We start from the raw sequence: 17,607 nt of genomic DNA, 5'->3' as shown, positions 1-17,607 counted from the left end.
TCATGCTGGACACCGACACCAACCGCACCGCCGTCGATCCCGTCACGCTGACGGTCATCGAAAAGGGCCTGCAGCAGGTCTGCAGCGAGATGGATCTGGTCCATGAGAAGACCTCGTTCTCGCCGGTGATCTCGGAAGCCTTCGACCGCTCGAACGGCATCTACGGCCGCGAGGACGGCCGCATCATCGCCCAGGGTGCGCTCGGCCTGCCGATCTTCCTCGGCGTGATGCAGGAGACCACCCGCTCCGTCATCGCCGAACGCGACGATCTGGAGGACGGGGACGTTGTCCTGATCAACGACCCCTATCTCGGCGGCACCCATCTGATGGACGTTAAGATGGTGCGGCCGTTCTACTATCGCGGCCGACTGTGGTGCTATCTCGCCAACACCGGCCACTGGCCCGACACCGGCGGCATGGTCCCCGGCGGCTTCAACTCCACCGCCACAGAAATCCACCAGGAGGGGTTGCGCATTCCTCCCGTCAAGCTGGTGCGCAACGGGCAGATGGACCCGGAACTGGTCAAGCTCGTGCTTGCGAATATCCGCGTGTCGGAGGAGCGGATCGGCGATATCAAGGCCCAGATCGCGGCCCTTGCCACTGGCGCCAGGCGTCTGACCGCGCTGCTCGACCGCTACGGCCAGGATGTCGTCGAGGCTGCGATCGCGGAGCTGGAAACCCGCTCCGAAACGATGATGCGCGCACACCTGGAGACGATCCCGGACGGCATTTACACCGCGAGCGCGTTCATGGATTCCGACGGCGTCGTGAACGAGCCGCTGGAAGTGAACGTGGCCATCACCGTCTCCGGCTCCGACATCGGTTTCGACTTTTCCCGGTCGAGTCCCCCCTGTGCCGGCCCGATGAACTCGGTGTGGGCCACCACGCTGTCCTCGGTCTATGTGGGGCTGAAGCACATCTTCCCTGACGTGCCGATGAATGCCGGCTGCTTCCGTCCGATCGAGGTGGCGCAGCCGAAGGGCACCTTCATCTATGCGGAGTATCCGCGACCGGTCGCCGGCTGTGCCGCGGAGGTCTCGCAGCGGATCATGGAGGCGGTGTTCCTCGCGCTTGCCAACGCGATCCCCGACAAGCTGTTCGCCGCGCCAGCCGGAACCAGCGGCAATCTCAGCCTGGGCGGCTACGATCCCGAGCGCGGCGAGAACTACATCATGTACTACTTCTCCGGCGGGGGTTACGGCGGCTGGTGGGCCGGAGACGGGCTCACCAACGGCTGCTCGACCATCGGCATTTCCAAAAGCCAGCCCGTGGAGATCCTGGAGCAGCGCTATCCGATCCTGTTCGAGCACTATGCGCTGCGGGAAGGCTCAGGCGGCGCTGGAACCTATCGTGGCGGGTTCGGGGTCGACTACCGGCTGCGGCTCCTGCGTGGTCAGGGCAAGGCCTCGTTCCTGATGGAGCACGGGCGGACCGGTCCGCCTGGCATCCTCGGCGGCGAGGCCGGCGCCCCCAACCGGATCGAGGTCGGCCACGGCGGCGAGGTCATCAGCCCGGCACACTTCTCCAAGGGGGAAGGGTTCGTGCTCAGGGAGGGCGACTGGATCGAAGTCCATACGCCGGGCGGCGGCGGCTACGGCCCGGCAACCGACCGGGCGCCCGAGGCCGTCGAGCGCGACCGGGAGCGCGGATACGGCTGCTCGGAAAGCGACCGATGACCCACGTCCTGCACCGCAAGCTCGGCAAGACGCCGCCCACCGTCGTCCACGCCGAGGGTCTCTGGCTCCGGGATTCCGAGGGCCGGACCTATCTTGACGCTGTCTCCGGCGGGGCGGCGGTTTCGGCGATCGGCCACGGCGACCCCCGTGTGCAGGCCGCGATCGACGCGCAGCTTGCCAGGGTCGACTTCGCCCACAATTCGTTCTTCACGAACGAGCCGGCCGAGGCTTTGGCCGATCATCTGGCCGAGCGCGCGCCGGGCGGGCTGTCGCGGGTGTTGTACTGCTCGGGCGGCTCGGAGGCGATGGAGGCGGCGCTGAAGCTCGCCCGCCAGATCTGGATCGAGCGCGGACGACCGGAAAAGCGGACCATCATAGCCCGCGAGCAGAGCTATCACGGCGGCACCCTCGGAGCGCTGTCGATCGGTGGCAACAAGCCGCGCAGCATGCCGTTCCGGCCGATGCTGTTCGACACCCGCTTCATCGAGCCCTGCTATGCCTATCGCTACCGACACGACGGCGAAAGCGAGGCCGACTACGGCGCCCGGGCAGCCGCCGCCCTGGAGCGGATGATCCAGAAGGAGGAGGCGGATACCGTCGCAGCCTTCGTCTGCGAACCCGTCGTCGGCGCGACGCTCGGCTGTGCGCCCGCAGCGGCCGGCTATCTCAAGCGTATCCGAGAAATCTGCGACCACCACGACATCCTTCTGATTTTCGACGAGGTGATGTGCGGGGCCGGGCGCACCGGCTACACGTTCGCTTGCGAGGAGGACGCGGCGACCCCCGACATCCTTGCGATGGCCAAGGGGCTCGGCGGCGGCTACCAGCCGATTGGGGCGCTGCTGGTGCACGACCGGCTGGTCGACACGATCGTGTCCGGGTCCGGGGCGCTGCTGCAGGGGTTCACCTACATGGCGCATCCGGTCGCCTGTGCGGCCGCGCTGCGGGTCCAGCAGATCATGGTGGAGGACGGCCTTCTCGAGCGCGTGCGCGACAAGGGCGAGCTCCTGCGCCGACGCCTAGAGGCGACCTTCGGTCAGCATCCCCATGTGGGCGACATCCGCGGGCGCGGCCTGTTTCTCGGCATGGAGCTGGTGGAGGACCGCTCCACCAAGGCGCCTTTCGATCCGCGGCTCGGCATTGCCGCCCGGCTGAAGGCGGTGGCGATGGACGAGGGGCTGATGGTCTACCCGTCAGGCGGCACCGTCGACGGGACCAACGGGGATCACGTCCTGCTGGCGCCCGCCTACACCGTTTCCGACGAGGAGATCGACGAGATCGTGGTGCGGCTTTCCCGCAGTCTGAATCGCACCTTGGCCGAAGCGGTTCGGCCATGACCGCCCCCTCCCGGCGTCTGGCGGAACTGAGAGAGACCTATGCCGCGGCGCGACCGGAAAGCCGGCGGCGGATGGCCGCAGCGACGCAGGTGATGCCGGGCGGGAACACGCGTTCGGTGCTCCATTTCGAGCCGTTTCCGATGGTTATTGCAGGCGGCGAAGGCTGCCGCATCACCGACGTCGACGGCCACAGCTACATCGACTGCGCTGGCGAGTTCTCCGCCGGTCTCTACGGCCACGGCGATCCGGTGATCCGAGCCGCGCAGCACAAGGCGCTGGAGGACGGCCTAGCGCTCGTCGGACCCAACCTCTACGAGGCGGACTTTGCCGCCGAGCTCTGCCGGCGCTTCCCGTCGGTGGACAAAGTCCGCTTCTGCAACTCCGGTACCGAAGCGAACCTGTTCGCCGTGCTGGCCGCGCGCCATGCGACCGGGCGCGGCAAGGTCATGGTCTTCGGGGCGGCCTATCACGGCGGCGTCATGACCTTCTCGGCACCATACAACCCGATGAACGTGCCCTTCGATTTCGTACTGGCGCCCTACAACGATCTCGAGGCGACGGCCAAAACCGCCCGGGCTCACGCCGCCGATATTGCCGCCATCCTGGTGGAACCCGTCCTGGGCGCGGCAGGCAACATTCCCGGGGAGCCGGGCTTCCTGCAAGGCCTTCGCGATCTTGCGACGGAGATCGGCGCGCTGCTGATCTTCGATGAGGTCAAGACCTCCAGACTCGGCCGTAGCGGCGTGCAGGGGCTGGTCGGTGTGCTGCCCGACCTCACCACCTTCGGCAAGTATCTGGGGGCCGGGCTCTCCTTCGGCGCTTTCGGTGGGGTCGATGGCGTCATGGAGCTGTTCGATCCGGCCCGCCCGACAGCGCTCAAACATGCCGGGACCTTCAACAACAACGTGCTGTCGATGGCCGGTGGGTTGATCGGACTTCGGGAGGTCTTCACTGCGGAGCGGGCGGAAAGCTTTCTCGCGGAGGGCGAACGGTTCCGTGACGCGCTCTCCCGGCGATTTGCCGACACCGATGTTCCGGTCCGCGCGAGCGGGCTCGGGTCGATGATCAGCCTGCACGTAGGGCGGATGGTGCCGCGCCGGGTGGCCGAGTTCCATCCCGCGACGGGCCCGTTGCGGCAGATCGTTCATCTGCGATGCCTTGATATGGGGCTTGCCACCACGCCGCGCGGCGACATCTTCCTGTCGTTGCCGATGACGCAGGCGACACGCGACGAGATCGCCGACATCCTTGCGGAAACGGTGTCGGAGGAAATCGGGCCGCTCCTTTCGGCCTGAGCTTCCGCGAACGCGAACCCTGCCGCGCTTCGGTCCGATCGAAATCGGAAAGGGGATGAAGGGCCTCTCCGCTGTCCTTCGGACTCACTTGCGTAAGCAGTTGGGTCGCTGGGCCGGTCGCGCCGACATGGCGGGCCACACAGGAGCCCGCTGAGCGCCTTCGAGGGGTGAGTTCCGTACCGGATCGCCGCTGGAGCTCACAGGGGGGCTTCCCTGCGCCGGGAGGAAAACCTCCGTCGCAGGTCGCGGTGATTTCGGGTGTTGGAAGCTCTGCTATCGATACTCTTGTGTTTGATATTCACATGCGATCGCGGAATCCGCGAGCTTGCTGAGCGCACCGAGCGGGATCGGGGCGATCGGCATCCGGCGTCGGGATTTCGAGACCGGATGACCTGTGAGATGGGACAGGGCCGCGGCAACCGAGTGGCGGGCGAGCACGCCTTGGTCGGGCCCCATCGCCGCGGTCGTATAGCGCTTAACGTGCTCGGGATGGGCAAAGCCCTCTCGCACGGCCAGCGCCAAGTCGCCAACCGTCACGTCGTTGCAGACATCGACGAATTGACGCCATGGATTGCCGGCGGGAACGGTAAGTGTGGACGTCTCGGGCATATCGACACTTCCGTATAGGTCGATTTCCGGTCGATGGGCGGGTGCCGCCTCCAGAAGATCCAGTCGTGGCACGCTCCCGGCATCGACGGCGATGAGGTCGGCGGAGACCGTCCGCTCTCCCGCTTGGGTTGCAATCCGCACCGCTTCCACGCGGGTCCGTCCGACGACGCCCACGATCCGATCGTCGGAATCGAGCACGGTTACGTTGGCGCCGACCTGCTCCAGGTATCTTGTAGCCCGGGCGGCAGTCGTCTCATGGCTCGATATCACGACCTGACGGCCCGGCAGTACCTCGTAGCGCTCGACGTAGTCAGCGACGGCGGAGGCCAGCATCACTCCTGGAAGATCGTTGTTTTCGAAGATCGGCAGAAGATGCGTGCGTCCTGTAGCGAGACCCACACGCCCCGCCTTGATGTCCCAGAGGATTGGGCCGTCGACACGTTCTTCCAGTGCAAGTGCTCCGTCTTGTCGGAGCGCCACGACGATAGTGGCGGAAAGGTCCGGGCGGGCCCGTCGATCGTCGGAACCCGGGGCAGGCATCGCATCGGCGGTCAGTACCGACTTGCCCTCCTGCCGAAGCCGGACGGTAGCGGCACGGCCGGCCGGCCCGTCGCCGACGACGAGGACATCGCAGGTGGCGCGACGGACGGAGAACGCGTCCGGCTGGCTCCCGATTGGACCGTCGCTGGCGAGCCGACGCAACATCGGTTCCACAGCGTGCCAGGCTCGGGCGCCGGTCCAGAGCTTGTGATAAAAGCCCGCCACCGTGAACCGCGCGAGTCCGGCGATCGCGAACGCGGTCAACCGGTCGGCATGGGCGCCGCGCGCCTCCAGCCCGGGAGCCAGGGGCAGGGTGGTCGCACGGGCGTTGGCGTGGATTGGCGACGGCTGAAGTCGATGCACCAGCGCGGCGGGTTCGTCGAATCCGGCGGTGATGATGCCGCGCGGCCGGCGTCGGCGCGGGCTGAAGCCTGTGGCGAGAATACCGTTGCGCAGGAGCGCGGCCGCAAGCGTATCACCGGTCCGGCCGACGAGCCGTCGGCGGTTGAAGACGAACGGGACGTCTCCGGCAGGCGGTGGTGTCGTCATCGTCCGCGTGCCTCGATCTTTTCTTCGATCAGCGCGCCGGTCTCGTAGCGCCGCGGCGAAAAGGGGGCGGCGAGCGCGGTCGGCGTGCCGGTTGCGATCTCGGTTGCCAGGGCGTGTCCGGCGGTCGGCGCCGCCTTCATGCCGCCCGCCGACCAGCCGCAGTTGGCGTAGACACCCTCAAGGGCCGTCTCGCCAAGGAGCGGGCTCGCATCGGGGGTGACGTCTATCACACCGTCCCACATCCGCATCAGCCGCACCCCTGCGAGGGAAGGGAAGAGCGTGACCAGCCCTTGGACGGATTGGGCGGCGATGCCGAACGGGTCGTGCTCGGTTTCGCCCTCCGCATCGCTCTGGGCGATACCGAGCACGAGTTCGCCGCGCGCCGTCTGCTGGACCAGGGCCCGGTGGCGCATGGAAACCACGACCGGGTCCAGGATCGGCGCAATCGGCTCGGTGACGGCCGCCATCAGCGGATAGGGCGCAATCGGCAGCGTCAGGCCGACCGTCGCTGCCAGCGCCTTCGATCGCCATCCGGCCGTGAGCACGACCCGACGGGTCTCGATTGATCCGGCGGTGGTTTCGATGCCACAGGCCCGGTCACCGAACTTCCAGAGCGATGAAACATCCACGCCCTCGACGATGTCGACCCCGAGGTGAGACGCGGCCCGGGCATAGGCCCAGGCGACGGCATCGTGGCGAACAGTTGCGGCTTCCCCTTGCCAGAGCCCGCCGACCATGTCGGCCTTCAGAAGCAGAAGCCGCTTTCGAACGGCTTCGGGCGACAGGACCTCAGCGGCCGCGCCGACCGACGCCATGGTTTCGATCATCGCCTGGAACTCGGCGCGATCGGCCTCGTCGTGGGCGAGCTGAAGGTAGCCGCGCCGGGTCACCATCAGGTTGTAGTCGAGTTCGGTGCCGAGCGTCCTGTAACGCTCAAGCGCGTCCTGGAAAAATGCGGCACTGGCTGGATGGCGGTAAGTGGAGCGAAGCAGTGCGGTGTTGCGCGCGGTGTTGCCGCCGCCGAGCCATCCGCGCTCAACAACTGCGACGTCGCGGATGCCATGGTCGTGGGCTAGATGATAGGCAGTGGCAAGCCCGTGTACGCCGCCGCCCACGATCACGACCTCGTAGCTGCGCTTGGGCTCTGCTCGGCGCCACTGTCTCGGCCAGGCCGAATGGCGCTTCGGCACGTTGGCGAGATACTGGCGAAAGAAGCTCGGAGAACGGGCTAGCACTTGCTTTCGTAGTAGCTCTTGGCCGTGGCAAGCAGCCTGCGCATGCTGTCCGAGGCGGCGGCTTCGTCGCGTTGCTCGAAGGCGGCGCACATGGCGCGATGATGATCGAGTGTCGTCGCCTGGTTTTCCCGAACCGAAAGTGTTGCGACGCGGATGCGCTGGATCTGGTCGTCCAGGGTTTCCAGCACCTGGGCAAGCCGCGTGTTGCCGCACGCTTTCAGCAGACGTGTGCGGAAGTTCGAATTGTGAAGGATGAAGGCCTGGGTGTCGCCGGCTTCATAGGCGGCCTCCTCACCACGAACTTGCTCGGCGATTGCGGCGATCTGGGGCGCGTCGGCGCGGTTGACCGCCATGGCTGCCGCTTGAGGTTCGATCAGAAGACGAAGTTCGACGATTTCCTGCATCGCTTCCCTGGTGACCTCCGGAACCCGATAGCCGCGTCCGGTGTCCTCCAGGACGCCCTCGCGGCAAAGCTGGAACAGGGCCTCGCGCACCGGCGTACGCGAGACGCCCAGCTGTTTCGAGAGATCCTGCTCGACGGCCCCACCGTCTGGAAAGGTCCCGAAACGAACCATCTCGCGCAGGCTCGCATAGACCTGATCGCGCAGACGAGGCTGCCGAACGGGAAGGGAAAGGGACGCGCTCATATGTATACTGTATGCAAAAAAAGAGATTCGATCAACGATTTAGGCGTCGGTTGAATCGGCCCGTCCAGACCCCGAATGTCCCTGTCCCACGAAGCAGATAGCCCATAAGATCACAGACCGAGAGCGCGCGCATGACATCCTTTCCCGATCATCCCTTCTGGACCTTCTCGCTCGAAACATATGGCAGGCCAGGCGTACCGGAGGCGTGCCTGGAGCTGCAGGACCGGTTGGTGATCGACGTAAACCTGCTTCTGTTTTGTCTTTGGTCCGCGAAGGTCGGCCGCAGCGCGTTCGATGCGATCGAGATGGCGGATCTCATCGCCGAGACCGAAGACTGGCACGAAAACGTGGTCAAGCCGTTGCGCAAGGCGCGCCGGCGCATGAAGCGGGGGGCGAACGGGGTCGCGCTCGATCTTGTGCTGGATGTGCGCAAACGGCTGGCGGCGACCGAGATCGAGACGGAGCATCTGGAACAGCTTCTGATTGCGGCGGTGGCGGGCGAGGGGACGCCGGCGCCGGCGGACCAGCCCGCCGAGACGGTCGCGCGGGCCAATGTCGCCGTCTACTACGATGCCATCGGCGCGCGCCCAGACAGCGATGACGACGCGGCGCTTGACCGGATCCTCCAGACGGCGCTCGCCTGACGACAGCGACGGCGCCTGCTGAACCCAGCCAGGATCAGCCCTTTTCCCGCCAGCGGCGCACGGTGCCGAGATCGATGTCGAACAGGTCGAGCACGCGGCCGACGGTGTGATCGATCATATGGTCGATGCTCTCCGGTTTGGCGTAGAAGGCCGGAACCGGCGGGGCCACGATGGCGCCCATCTCCGAGACCGAGGCCATGGTGCGCAAATGGCCCGAATGAAGCGGCGTCTCGCGCACCATCAATACCAGGCGTCGGCGCTCCTTCAGCACCACGTCGGCGGCTCGGGTGAGCAGGGTTGAGGTGACCCCCGTGGTGATCTCCGACAAGGTACGCATCGAACACGGCGCAACGATCATACCGCGGGTCCTGAACGACCCGCTTGAGATCGAAGCGGCTACATCGTCGATGCCGTGGCAGACATCGGCGAGCGCTTTCACGTCGGCGATCTTGTAGCGGGTCTCATGGGCGAGGGTGATCTCGGCGGAGCGGGACAGAACAAGGTGGGTCTCGATCTCCGTCTCGCGCAGAAGCTCCAAAAGCCGCACCCCGTAGACCACGCCGGATGCGCCAGAGATCCCAACAATCAGGCGGTTCGAGCCCGTCGCGGAGAGGGATGTATTGGTGGGTGCCACGGAGCGGTCTCAGGATCTGGTTGGCTTGTTCGTGACATAGCCGGCGCCGAGATCGTCGGCGATCCGGTCCGGGTCACGCTCACAGGCAGGACCGTAGCCACCGCCGCCGGGCACGTCGATACGAACGCCGTCTCCGGCTGGAATCGGCTGCAGGCCCTTGGCCTTCAGCGGCTTGCCGGAGAGCGTTTCCACCTTGCCCGGTGCGCCGGGCTCTCCACCCGCCCGGCCGCGCGCGGGATTGTCGACGCGATCGAATACGGCGAACAGCTGGAAGGCACTGCCGTCGATGGTGCCGACCTCGATGCGCTGGCCCAGTCCGCCGCGCCATTTGCCGGCGCCGCCGGTGTCGGGCAGTAGCTCCTTGCGGTGGATCACGATCGGTGCGGCGGTTTCGCAGATCTCCACCGGGATGGACCGGATTCCGCTCGGAAAGCTGGTGGCGGACAGCCCATCGCGGGTTGGACGCGCCCCAACCCCGCCGGCATTGAAGAACAGGATCTCGAACGGCCGGTTTTCCGCCTTGCCGCGCAGTTGCAGGCCCCAGTTGCAGGCTGCGCCTTCCGCAGGAACCAGCCCCGGCAGCACCTCGGCGAGGCAGCCGAGCACCACCTCGGGCAGGAACTGGCCGATAATGTGCCGCGCGCAGACCGGCGCCGGCGGCTCCACGTTGAGGATCGAGCCGATCGGAGCGGTCACCTCGATCGGCGCGAGCGAGCCGGCATTGTTGGGCACGTCCGTGGCGATCGCGGCGCGGGCGCCGTAGCTCGCATAGGCGCGGGTGTAGTTGAGCACCAGGTTGATGCCGCGGTCGCTCGCCGCCGAGGTGCCTTCGAAGTCGATGGACAGGGTATCGCCCTCGATCGTCAGCGCCGCGACGATGTCGACGGCCTTGTCGTAGCCGTCGATGCGCATGGCGTTGCGGTAGGTGCCGTCGGGGAGCGCTGCGATCGCGGCCCGCATGCCGGCTTCGGAAACCGCCAGGATCTCGTCGGAAAGCGCGTCGATGTCGGCGAGCCCGAACTCGTCGAGGGTGGCGTTGAGCCGGCGCGCGCTGACCTCGTTGGCCGTGACGTAGCCCAGGATGTCGCCTTCCACCTCGTCGGGGGTACGAACGTTGGCCCGGATGAGCTTGATCAGATTGCGATCGATCTCGCCGCGCTTGGCGAGCGGCAGGATCGGAAGCTGCAGGCCTTCTTCGAAGATGGAGCGACCGTCGGGACCCATGCCGAGCCCGCCGATGTCGACCTGGTGGCAGGTGCAGCCGAAGAAGGCGACGACGCGGCCGCCGCGGAACACAGGCGAGAACACCGTGACGTCGTGCAGATGGCCGGAGACCAGCCAGGGATCGTTGGTGATGTAGTGGTCGCCGTCCTGCATCACCTCGGCCGGGTACTCCGCCAGGAAATGAGCAGCGGCGATCGCCATGGCGTTGACGTGGCCGGGCGTGCCCGTGACGGCCTGGGCGACCATCCGTCCCTGGGCGTCGAACAGGCCGGCGGATAGGTCGCCGGCTTCCCGCACGGTCGGCGAGAAAGCGACCTTCATCAGCGTCTTCGCCTGTTCCTCGACGACGGCGATCATCCGGCTCCAGACGATCTGGCGGGTGAGGGGATCCAGCGTAGCGGTCATGCGGATGCTCCTTTCGGGGCGGAGCGCTCAAGAATGAGGTGACCGGAGCCGATAACCCGCGCTGTAAAGCCGGTCGGCACCAGGATGGTGGTGCCGGTGTCGACCACCAGGAGAGGTCCTGCGGTGCTTTCGGCAGTGCCGAGGGCGGTCCGGTCAACGACGCGCGCAGTCACCTGCCGCCCGCTCTGTTCCGTAAGTTCCCAGCTCTGATCGGCGAGGGCGGTGTCGACCTCGCCCGACGTCACCGGGGACGCTGCGGTAACCGGAAGCTCCGAGCGGACCGTCCACGCCAGGATTTCAATGTCCTTTCCGGCGATGGTGCGCCCGTACAGCTCGTCGTAGGCGGCAGCGAAGGCGGTACGCAGATAGGTAGCGCCATCACTTGCCAGCCGTGCGCGATCCACCGGCACGGTGATTTCGTGACCCTGGCCGCGATAGCGCATCTGGGCGGTCACGCCGACGCGCGGTGTTTCGGCCTCCGAAGCCCCCGCCACCTCGGCAGCTGTGTCGGCTGCGAGCGCGTCGATGGCGGCTAGGGCGGTGTCGGCGTCGAAGAGGGCAAGCGTCTGATGCTGCGAGCGCGCCTTCTCGAAGGCCACGGGCGCGCGCAGGAAGCCCACCGCCGAGCCGACGCCGGCCGACTGCGGCACGACCACGGCCGCCATGTCGAGCTTCGCTGCCAGGTCGGCGGCATGCAGGGCGGCCGCACCGCCGATCGCAATCAGGGTGCGCCCGGCGGTGCCGCGCCCCACCTCGATGGCGTGCTCACGGGCGGCGTTGGCCATGTTCTCGTTGGCGATTTCGATCACGCCGACGGCGGCCTGGTTAATGGCAAGACCCATCTCGTCTCCGACGCTGGCCGAGAGCGCCGCTTCCGCCTTGTCTCTGGCGAGCTTTACGGTGCCGGCAGCGAACCGGTCGGGATCGAGCCGCCCGAGGGCCAGATGGGAATCCGTCACGGTGGCTTCGCTGCCGCCGCGTCCGTAGCAGGCCGGGCCCGGGTTGGAGCCGGCGCTTTGGGGGCCGACGGCGAGCCGGCCCAGCCTGTCTATCCGTGCGATGGACCCGCCGCCGGCACCCATTTCGCACAGCTCCACGACGGGGAAGCGCAGCGGCAGGCCGCTGCCCGGCTTGAAGCGATCAATCCTGGCGACCTCCATGCCGCGGGCGGTCTGCGGTCGGCCGTCGTCGATGAAGCAGAGCTTGGCGGTGGTGCCGCCGATGTCGAGCAACAGGGCTCTGTCGATCGAGAGCTCGCTTGCGAGCGACGCGGCGAAGATGGCCCCGCCCGCCGGTCCGCTCTCGAGCAGGCGCACGGGGAACCGGGAAGCGGTGGCGATGTCGCACAAGCCGCCGTTTGACTGGATCAGGTAGATCGGCGCGGCGACGCCGAGGCCCCGGAGCCCGGTTTCCAGCCGTCCGAGATAGCGGCTCATCAGCGGCTGCACGTAGGCGTTTGCCGTCACCGTGGTGAAGCGCTCATATTCCCGGATCTCCGGCGAGACGTCGCTGGATAGGCTGACCGGCACGTCCGGCAAGATCTCCCGCAGGATCTCCGCGGCGCGCTCCTCGTGGGCATCGTTGGCGAAGGACTGCAGGAAACCGATCGCAACGGCCTCCACGCCTTCCTCCCGCAGCGCTTCGCCGACGGCCCGCACAGCGTCCTCGTCGAGGGGCTTCAGGACACGCCCGTCCGCGGCGATGCGCTCCGTCACAGGAAGGCGCAGGCGGCGCGGCACCAGCGGGAGCGGCTTGTCGACCAGGAGATCATACTGGTCGTAGCGGTGCTCGTAGGCCATCTCCAGCGTGTCGCGGAATCCCTCGGTGGTGACGAAACCGACCCTGGCGCCCTTGCGCTCGATTACCGCATTGGTCGCAAGAGTGGTACCGTGGATGATCGCCGTCACGGCAGCCGCAGGGACGTCTGCGGTCGCAAGGATCTGCTCGACACCCTCGATCACCGCGCGTTCGGGCGCGTCGGTGGTGGTCAGGAGCTTCAGGGAGACCTGGCGGGCGCCGTCCTCAAGGACGAAGTCGGTGAAGGTGCCACCGATGTCGACGCCGATACGAACCTGTTTCTGCATGCCACTTCGTCTGAGGTCGGCGGCCGGGTCGCGGCCGTGCCGGGAGGAAAGGGCGATCGGGGGACCGCCGGCGGTTACTTGCTGGCGAGATATTTGGAGAGGTCGATCTCGTCCTCGCAGGGGACGCGCTTGCGCGCAAACTCGGTTTCCCGGCCCCAGGGCATGGTCGCGTCGATGGCGAGCCGTCCCCAGTGGTCCTTATGGGGGTCACGGTAAAAGCCGGGAATGTCGTTCAGGATCATCGCGCGGGTGTCGGCACGTCCGCGGGTAAGGTAGGCCCAAATGACGTCGTCGAGATCGTAGATGTCGACGTCCTCGTCGACCGCGATCACCACCTTGTTGTAGTCGAGATAGGAGCCCATCGCGGCGAGCAGCGCGTGCTTGGCATGGCCCTCATACTGGGTCTTCAGCTTGATGATGGTGATCATCACGTTCGGCTTGCAGGAGACGTCCAGCACGCCCGGCACCTGGCCGGCCACGTGGCGGTAGATGCGCGCCGCCGTCACCGCCTCAAGCGGACGCAGGTCCTCCGGCGATCCGCACAGCAGGCCGTGGAACACCGCGCCGGGGCGCCAGCTCACATGGGTCACTTCGAAAACGTGGTTGTCGCCGACCTCGACATAGTTACCCATGAACTCGCCGAACGGGCCTTCCGGACGACGCTCGTTGGGCAGGATCCGGCCTTCCACCACGATATCGGCCGAAGCAGGGACCGACAGGTCGATGGTCCGGCAGCGGCGCATTTCCAACGGCTTGCCAATGATTCGGGACGCCATGGCGAGCTCGCTCGCCTCTGTCGGCAGCGAGGCGCAGGCGGCCATGAAGATCTCCGGCGGTGCGGACAGGATCAGGGCCGCCTCCAGGGCTTCACCCTTGGCTTCGGCGGCAAGCTGATACTTGGCGAGGTCATGGGTCCCCCCAAGACGAATGCGCAATTCCTCGTCACTCACCTGCATGGCGCGGTGAAAGGAGAGGTTCGGCACACCGGTGTCTGGATCGTTGGCGAGAAAGATCGCCGACGTGAAGTAGGCCCCGCCGTCGCGGCCGTGCCAAGTGATTGCCGGCAGGTCCGACAGCGTCCCCGAGACGAATTCGTCATCTGTCTCAACGTCGACGAGCACGTCTTCCGCGCGGCTAGCCAGGCAGGAGTCGGTGAGCTCGATCCAGCGTTCGCAGAAGGTGCGCTCGCCGGCACCGATGAATCGCTTCAGACGGGCGTTGGAGCCGAAGACGTTGGAGATCACCGGGAATTCGGTGCCCCGAACGGATTCGAACAGGACCGCCTGCTCGCCGGCGCGCTGGACTGCCTTGGTGACGGCGGCGAGTTCGAAGGTCGGATCGACTTCGCGCTTGACCACGGCGAGCTCGCCGGTCTCCTTCAGATCGGCAATCAGCTCTTTCATGGCGTCACCTCGGGTTTGGAGGAGGGGTCGTCGGCGGCCTCCTCGCGGCGGCGCAGTCCGGGCGGACGCTCGCCGAACAGGCCGCCGGGGCGGGCGTGCAGCACGGCCAGGAGAACAACCGCGATCAGGATGATGCGCAGGGCGCCGGCCTTGCTCTGCCAGTCTGCCGGCAGCGTGGAGCCCAGGACGGCGCCGCTGGCGCTCCACAGCACCCAGACGATTACGGACCCGACCACCGTGCCGAGATTGTTGCCGGTGCCGCCGATGATCACCATCGCGTAGATCTGGAAGGTGAGGATCGGCAGGAAGTCGTGCGGGCTGATGAAGCCGGCGAAGTGTGCGTAGAGCGCGCCGGAGACGCCGCAGAGCGCCGAACCGATCGTGAAGGCTTCGAGCTTGAAGCGGCGCACGTCCTTGCCGAGGCCGGCGGACGCCGTTTCGTCCTCGCTGAGGGCGCGCAGGGTTCGCCCCCATGGCATCGCGCTCAGATGCGCCAGCACCCACCAGATGACGGCCAGAACGACGACGCATGTCGCGAGCCAGGCGAGATTGCCGGTCAGAAGAGCGGAGCCGTCGCGGAAGGGCCGGGGAATGCCGAACAGGCCGTTCGGGCCGTTCGTGATGGCGCCGAGATTGGTGACGGCGATCTGGATGGAAACGCCGATGCCGAACGTTGCGATGGCGAGATGGTCGCCTCCGAGGCGGAGTACCGCGGAGCCGACCAGATAGGCGGCGACGGCGGAGGTGAGCGCAGCGGCGGCAATGCCGACCGGGACCGGTAGTCCGAAGCCCCCAAGCGAGCTGGCCCATTCCGGTCCGGTCAGGATCGCGCTGGTATAGGCGCCGATGGCGAAGAAGCCGGCGATGCCGACGTTAAACAATCCCGCATAGCCGAACTGCAGGTTCAGGCCGAGGGCAGCGACGGCGAAGATCACGGCGAAGGTGAGCGAGAAAGCCGCATAGGCAAGAAGGTCGATCACGACGCAGCCCTCCCCATCAGTCCGTTCGGGCGGACCATCAGTATGAGAATGATCAGTCCGAACGAGATCACTTGGCGCCATTCGGCAAAGCCGTAGTGAACGGCCGCCGCTTCGGCGAGGCCGATCAGCATGGCGCCGACCAGGGTGCCGTAGATCGAGCCGAGCCCTCCGAGGATTACGGCGGCGAGTGCGGGCAGAAGATACTCGTAGCCGGTCTCCGGCCGGATCGGCGCGAGCAGCGTGAGTGCAAGCCCCGACAGGGCGCAGTAGAATCCGGCCAGCAGCCAGGCGCCCAGCCGGATGCGATCGACGGGAATCGCGGTCACGGAGGCCAGGTCAGGGTTCTCGGCCGTTGCGCGCAGACAGCGGCCGAAGGTCGTCCGGCTCATGACAAGATGCAGGGCGTAGATCACCACAGCGGTTGCGATCAGGATCCCGATTTCCGTGGGGGTGAGCCGCACGCCGTAGCCGATATTCTCCGCGATCTCGAGCTCGCGCTGAAGGTAAAGCTCGGTGGGGCCGAACAGGAAGACGATCAGATTGCGGATCAGAAGGCCGGTTGCGAACGCCGCGATGATCAGCGCAGGTCCGCCTCCTCGCGCCACCAGCGGCTGGAACACGATCCGACCGGCAAGGGCAGCCACCAGAGCGGCGGCCAGGATCGCGACGATCGCACCGGCAAGCATCTGGATCGGCTCGTTCATGGCGGGTGCCGCCATTGTGAAGCCGACGAACGCGCCATAGGCGCCGACCGTCAGGAACTCCGCATGGGCGAAGTTCGGGAAGCGGAAGATTGCATAGGCGAGGGACAGACCAAGGGAGGCCAGGCAGAGTATCGCGCCGGCCAGGACAGCGTCGACGAGAAGGGAGATCATTGCGACCCTCCGCCGAGAAAGGTCTCCATCACCGCCGGATCGTCGAGAAGTTCTTCCGCGGAAGCGGATAGCCGGACGGTGCCTTCCGATAGCAGCATTGCACGGTCTGCGATCCTGAGGGCGGCTTTGACGTTCTGCTCCACCAGCAGGATAGGGACATGCAGACGGAGCTGGCGCAGGCTCTGGAAGACCAGGTCCACATTGCGCGGCGATAAGCCGGCGGACGGCTCGTCGAGGATCAGCACGCTTGGGCCGAGCAGGAGGGCGCGCGAGATCGCAACCATCTGACGCTGGCCGCCCGACAGCGCACCCGCCCGGCGGCGTCCCATCTCTTCCAGGTCCGGGAACAGTTCGTAGATTTCCGCCAGGGTCGGCCCTCGGCTCTGCCGCATGGCGATGGCGAGATCCAGATTCTCCCGCACGCTCATTTCGGTGAAGACGTTCCGCACTTGCGGCACGTAGCCGATTCCGGCGCGCGCGATGCGGTGAGCGGGCCTTCCCGCCAGATCGCTGCCGCCGCAATGGACCGCGCCTGCGAATACCGGTGCCACACCCGCGATCGCCTTGACCAACGTCGACTTGCCCGCGCCGTTGGGTCCGAACACGGCAAGGATCTCCGCCGGCGCCAGCGAGAACGAGACCTCGCGCACGATCGGCTGACCCTTGACGTAGCCGGCGACCAGACGGTCGACGGCGAGCGAAGCGTCACGCATGACCAGCCCCCAGGAAGGCGTCCAGAACCCGCTCGTCGTTGCGGACCACTTCTGGGGCCCCGTCGATCATGACGCGCCCCTGGGCCATAACAACGATGTGGTCGCAATGGCGCATGACGAAATCCACGTTGTGTTCGACCAGGACCACCGTGATGCCGCGGGCGCGCAGGCGCTCGACAGCCTCGGACAGGTGCTCGATCATCGCCGGCGCGACACCCGCGCACGGCTCGTCGAGCAGGATCGCCTTCGGATCCGACATAAGCGCGCGTGCGAGCTCGAGAAGCTTGTGCTGACCGCCGGAAAGGCCGCCGGCCATGCGGTTCTGGTGATCGAGCAGCCCCAGTTCCTGAAGGATTTCTCGGGCGGCGGAGGTCGCCGCGGTCTCCTCCCTGCGCACCGAACCCGGACGGAACAGCGCATTGGACAGACGGTCGCCGCGCTGCTGCGGGCGAGCGACGAGCATGTTCTCCAGCACCGTCAGTCTTCGGAACGGTCTGGGGATCTGGAAGGAGCGTACCAGGCCGCGCGCAAAGATCTCGTTGGCGGGAAGGGGGTCGATCCGCTCCCCGGCAAACAGAATCTCACCCTGTGTGGGCTTCAGCTCGCCGGCCACCATGGAGAACATGGTGCTCTTGCCCGCGCCATTCGGGCCGATCAAGCCCGCCACTTCGCCTGGGGCGATCTCGAACGACACCCGATCGACTGCGGCCAGACCGCCGAAATGTTTGCTGGCGCTTCGCACGTCGATCAGGGCGGA

The 17,607-nt window shown here is 66.7% G+C and carries 15 protein-coding genes; 4 read left to right on the top strand and 11 right to left on the bottom strand.

Annotated elements, in window-relative coordinates:
• The first annotated feature begins 2 nt into the window (after positions 1 to 2).
• Genes J2S73_RS16515 through J2S73_RS16505 form a run of 3 tightly spaced genes read left to right on the top strand, consistent with a single transcriptional unit; the run spans position 3 to position 4,308 of the window.
• On the top strand, positions 3 to 1,676 hold the full coding sequence (locus J2S73_RS16515) for a hydantoinase B/oxoprolinase family protein (RefSeq protein ID WP_306886720.1): 1,674 nt from the start codon (positions 3 to 5) through the stop codon (positions 1,674 to 1,676).
• Positions 1,673 to 3,013 (top strand): aspartate aminotransferase family protein, encoded by a 1,341-nt coding sequence (locus tag J2S73_RS16510; RefSeq protein WP_306886719.1) that lies wholly within the window; start codon positions 1,673 to 1,675, stop codon positions 3,011 to 3,013. Before J2S73_RS16515 ends, J2S73_RS16510 begins: the two co-directional genes overlap by 4 nt.
• Positions 3,010 to 4,308, top strand: a complete 1,299-nt coding sequence (locus J2S73_RS16505; RefSeq protein WP_306886718.1) for an aspartate aminotransferase family protein — start codon at positions 3,010 to 3,012, stop codon at positions 4,306 to 4,308. Before J2S73_RS16510 ends, J2S73_RS16505 begins: the two co-directional genes overlap by 4 nt.
• A gap of 273 nt (positions 4,309 to 4,581) precedes the next feature.
• Here the strand turns inward: J2S73_RS16505 and J2S73_RS16500 are convergent, their stop codons facing one another.
• The 3 genes from J2S73_RS16500 to J2S73_RS16490 are packed head-to-tail and all read right to left on the bottom strand — an operon-like array spanning position 4,582 to position 7,888.
• Positions 4,582 to 6,006, bottom strand: a complete 1,425-nt coding sequence (locus tag J2S73_RS16500; RefSeq protein ID WP_306886717.1) for a 2Fe-2S iron-sulfur cluster-binding protein — start codon at positions 6,004 to 6,006, stop codon at positions 4,582 to 4,584.
• Positions 6,003 to 7,241, bottom strand: a complete 1,239-nt coding sequence (locus tag J2S73_RS16495; protein WP_306886716.1) for an FAD-dependent oxidoreductase — start codon at positions 7,239 to 7,241, stop codon at positions 6,003 to 6,005. Before J2S73_RS16495 ends, J2S73_RS16500 begins: the two co-directional genes overlap by 4 nt.
• Positions 7,235 to 7,888, bottom strand: coding sequence for a GntR family transcriptional regulator (locus J2S73_RS16490; RefSeq protein WP_306886715.1), 654 nt, complete (start codon positions 7,886 to 7,888; stop codon positions 7,235 to 7,237). Before J2S73_RS16490 ends, J2S73_RS16495 begins: the two co-directional genes overlap by 7 nt.
• Before the next feature lie 131 nt (positions 7,889 to 8,019).
• Here J2S73_RS16490 and J2S73_RS16485 point away from each other — a divergent pair, with 131 nt between their 5' ends.
• Positions 8,020 to 8,532 carry a TIGR02444 family protein gene (locus J2S73_RS16485; protein ID WP_306886714.1) on the top strand — a complete coding sequence of 171 codons (513 nt, stop codon included), beginning with the start codon at positions 8,020 to 8,022 and terminating at the stop codon, positions 8,530 to 8,532.
• A 34-nt stretch (positions 8,533 to 8,566) separates the two neighbouring features.
• On the opposite strand, the gene J2S73_RS16480 is transcribed toward J2S73_RS16485, so the two are convergent.
• From J2S73_RS16480 to J2S73_RS16445, 8 genes are all read right to left on the bottom strand, one after another.
• Positions 8,567 to 9,166, bottom strand: a complete 600-nt coding sequence (locus J2S73_RS16480; protein ID WP_306886713.1) for a UbiX family flavin prenyltransferase — start codon at positions 9,164 to 9,166, stop codon at positions 8,567 to 8,569.
• A gap of 9 nt (positions 9,167 to 9,175) precedes the next feature.
• On the bottom strand, positions 9,176 to 10,795 hold the full coding sequence (locus tag J2S73_RS16475; RefSeq protein ID WP_306886712.1) for a hydantoinase B/oxoprolinase family protein: 1,620 nt from the start codon (positions 10,793 to 10,795) through the stop codon (positions 9,176 to 9,178).
• Positions 10,792 to 12,879, bottom strand: coding sequence for a hydantoinase/oxoprolinase family protein (locus tag J2S73_RS16470; RefSeq protein ID WP_306886711.1), 2,088 nt, complete (start codon positions 12,877 to 12,879; stop codon positions 10,792 to 10,794). Before J2S73_RS16470 ends, J2S73_RS16475 begins: the two co-directional genes overlap by 4 nt.
• Positions 12,880 to 12,953: 74 nt before the next feature.
• The gene (locus tag J2S73_RS16465; RefSeq protein WP_306886710.1) at positions 12,954 to 14,282 is read right to left on the bottom strand and encodes a UbiD family decarboxylase; all 1,329 of its coding nucleotides are present in this window, start codon (positions 14,280 to 14,282) and stop codon (positions 12,954 to 12,956) included.
• On the bottom strand, positions 14,279 to 15,262 hold the full coding sequence (locus tag J2S73_RS16460; protein WP_306886709.1) for a branched-chain amino acid ABC transporter permease: 984 nt from the start codon (positions 15,260 to 15,262) through the stop codon (positions 14,279 to 14,281). The genes J2S73_RS16465 and J2S73_RS16460 overlap by 4 nt, the downstream gene beginning before the upstream one ends.
• Complete coding sequence (locus tag J2S73_RS16455; RefSeq protein WP_306886708.1) at positions 15,259 to 16,137, bottom strand: branched-chain amino acid ABC transporter permease; 879 nt, start codon at positions 16,135 to 16,137, stop codon at positions 15,259 to 15,261. The genes J2S73_RS16460 and J2S73_RS16455 overlap by 4 nt, the downstream gene beginning before the upstream one ends.
• Positions 16,134 to 16,850 carry an ABC transporter ATP-binding protein gene (locus J2S73_RS16450; protein WP_306886707.1) on the bottom strand — a complete coding sequence of 239 codons (717 nt, stop codon included), beginning with the start codon at positions 16,848 to 16,850 and terminating at the stop codon, positions 16,134 to 16,136. The genes J2S73_RS16455 and J2S73_RS16450 overlap by 4 nt, the downstream gene beginning before the upstream one ends.
• Complete coding sequence (locus J2S73_RS16445; RefSeq protein WP_306886706.1) at positions 16,843 to 17,544, bottom strand: ABC transporter ATP-binding protein; 702 nt, start codon at positions 17,542 to 17,544, stop codon at positions 16,843 to 16,845. Before J2S73_RS16445 ends, J2S73_RS16450 begins: the two co-directional genes overlap by 8 nt.
• Positions 17,545 to 17,607: the final 63 nt, after the last annotated feature.

Source organism: Amorphus orientalis, from assembly GCF_030814015.1.
Taxonomy (GTDB): Bacteria; Pseudomonadota; Alphaproteobacteria; order Rhizobiales; family Amorphaceae; genus Amorphus; species Amorphus orientalis.
Note: the sequence above shows the minus strand (reverse complement) of the source record. Positions and strands in the feature narration are given on the sequence as shown.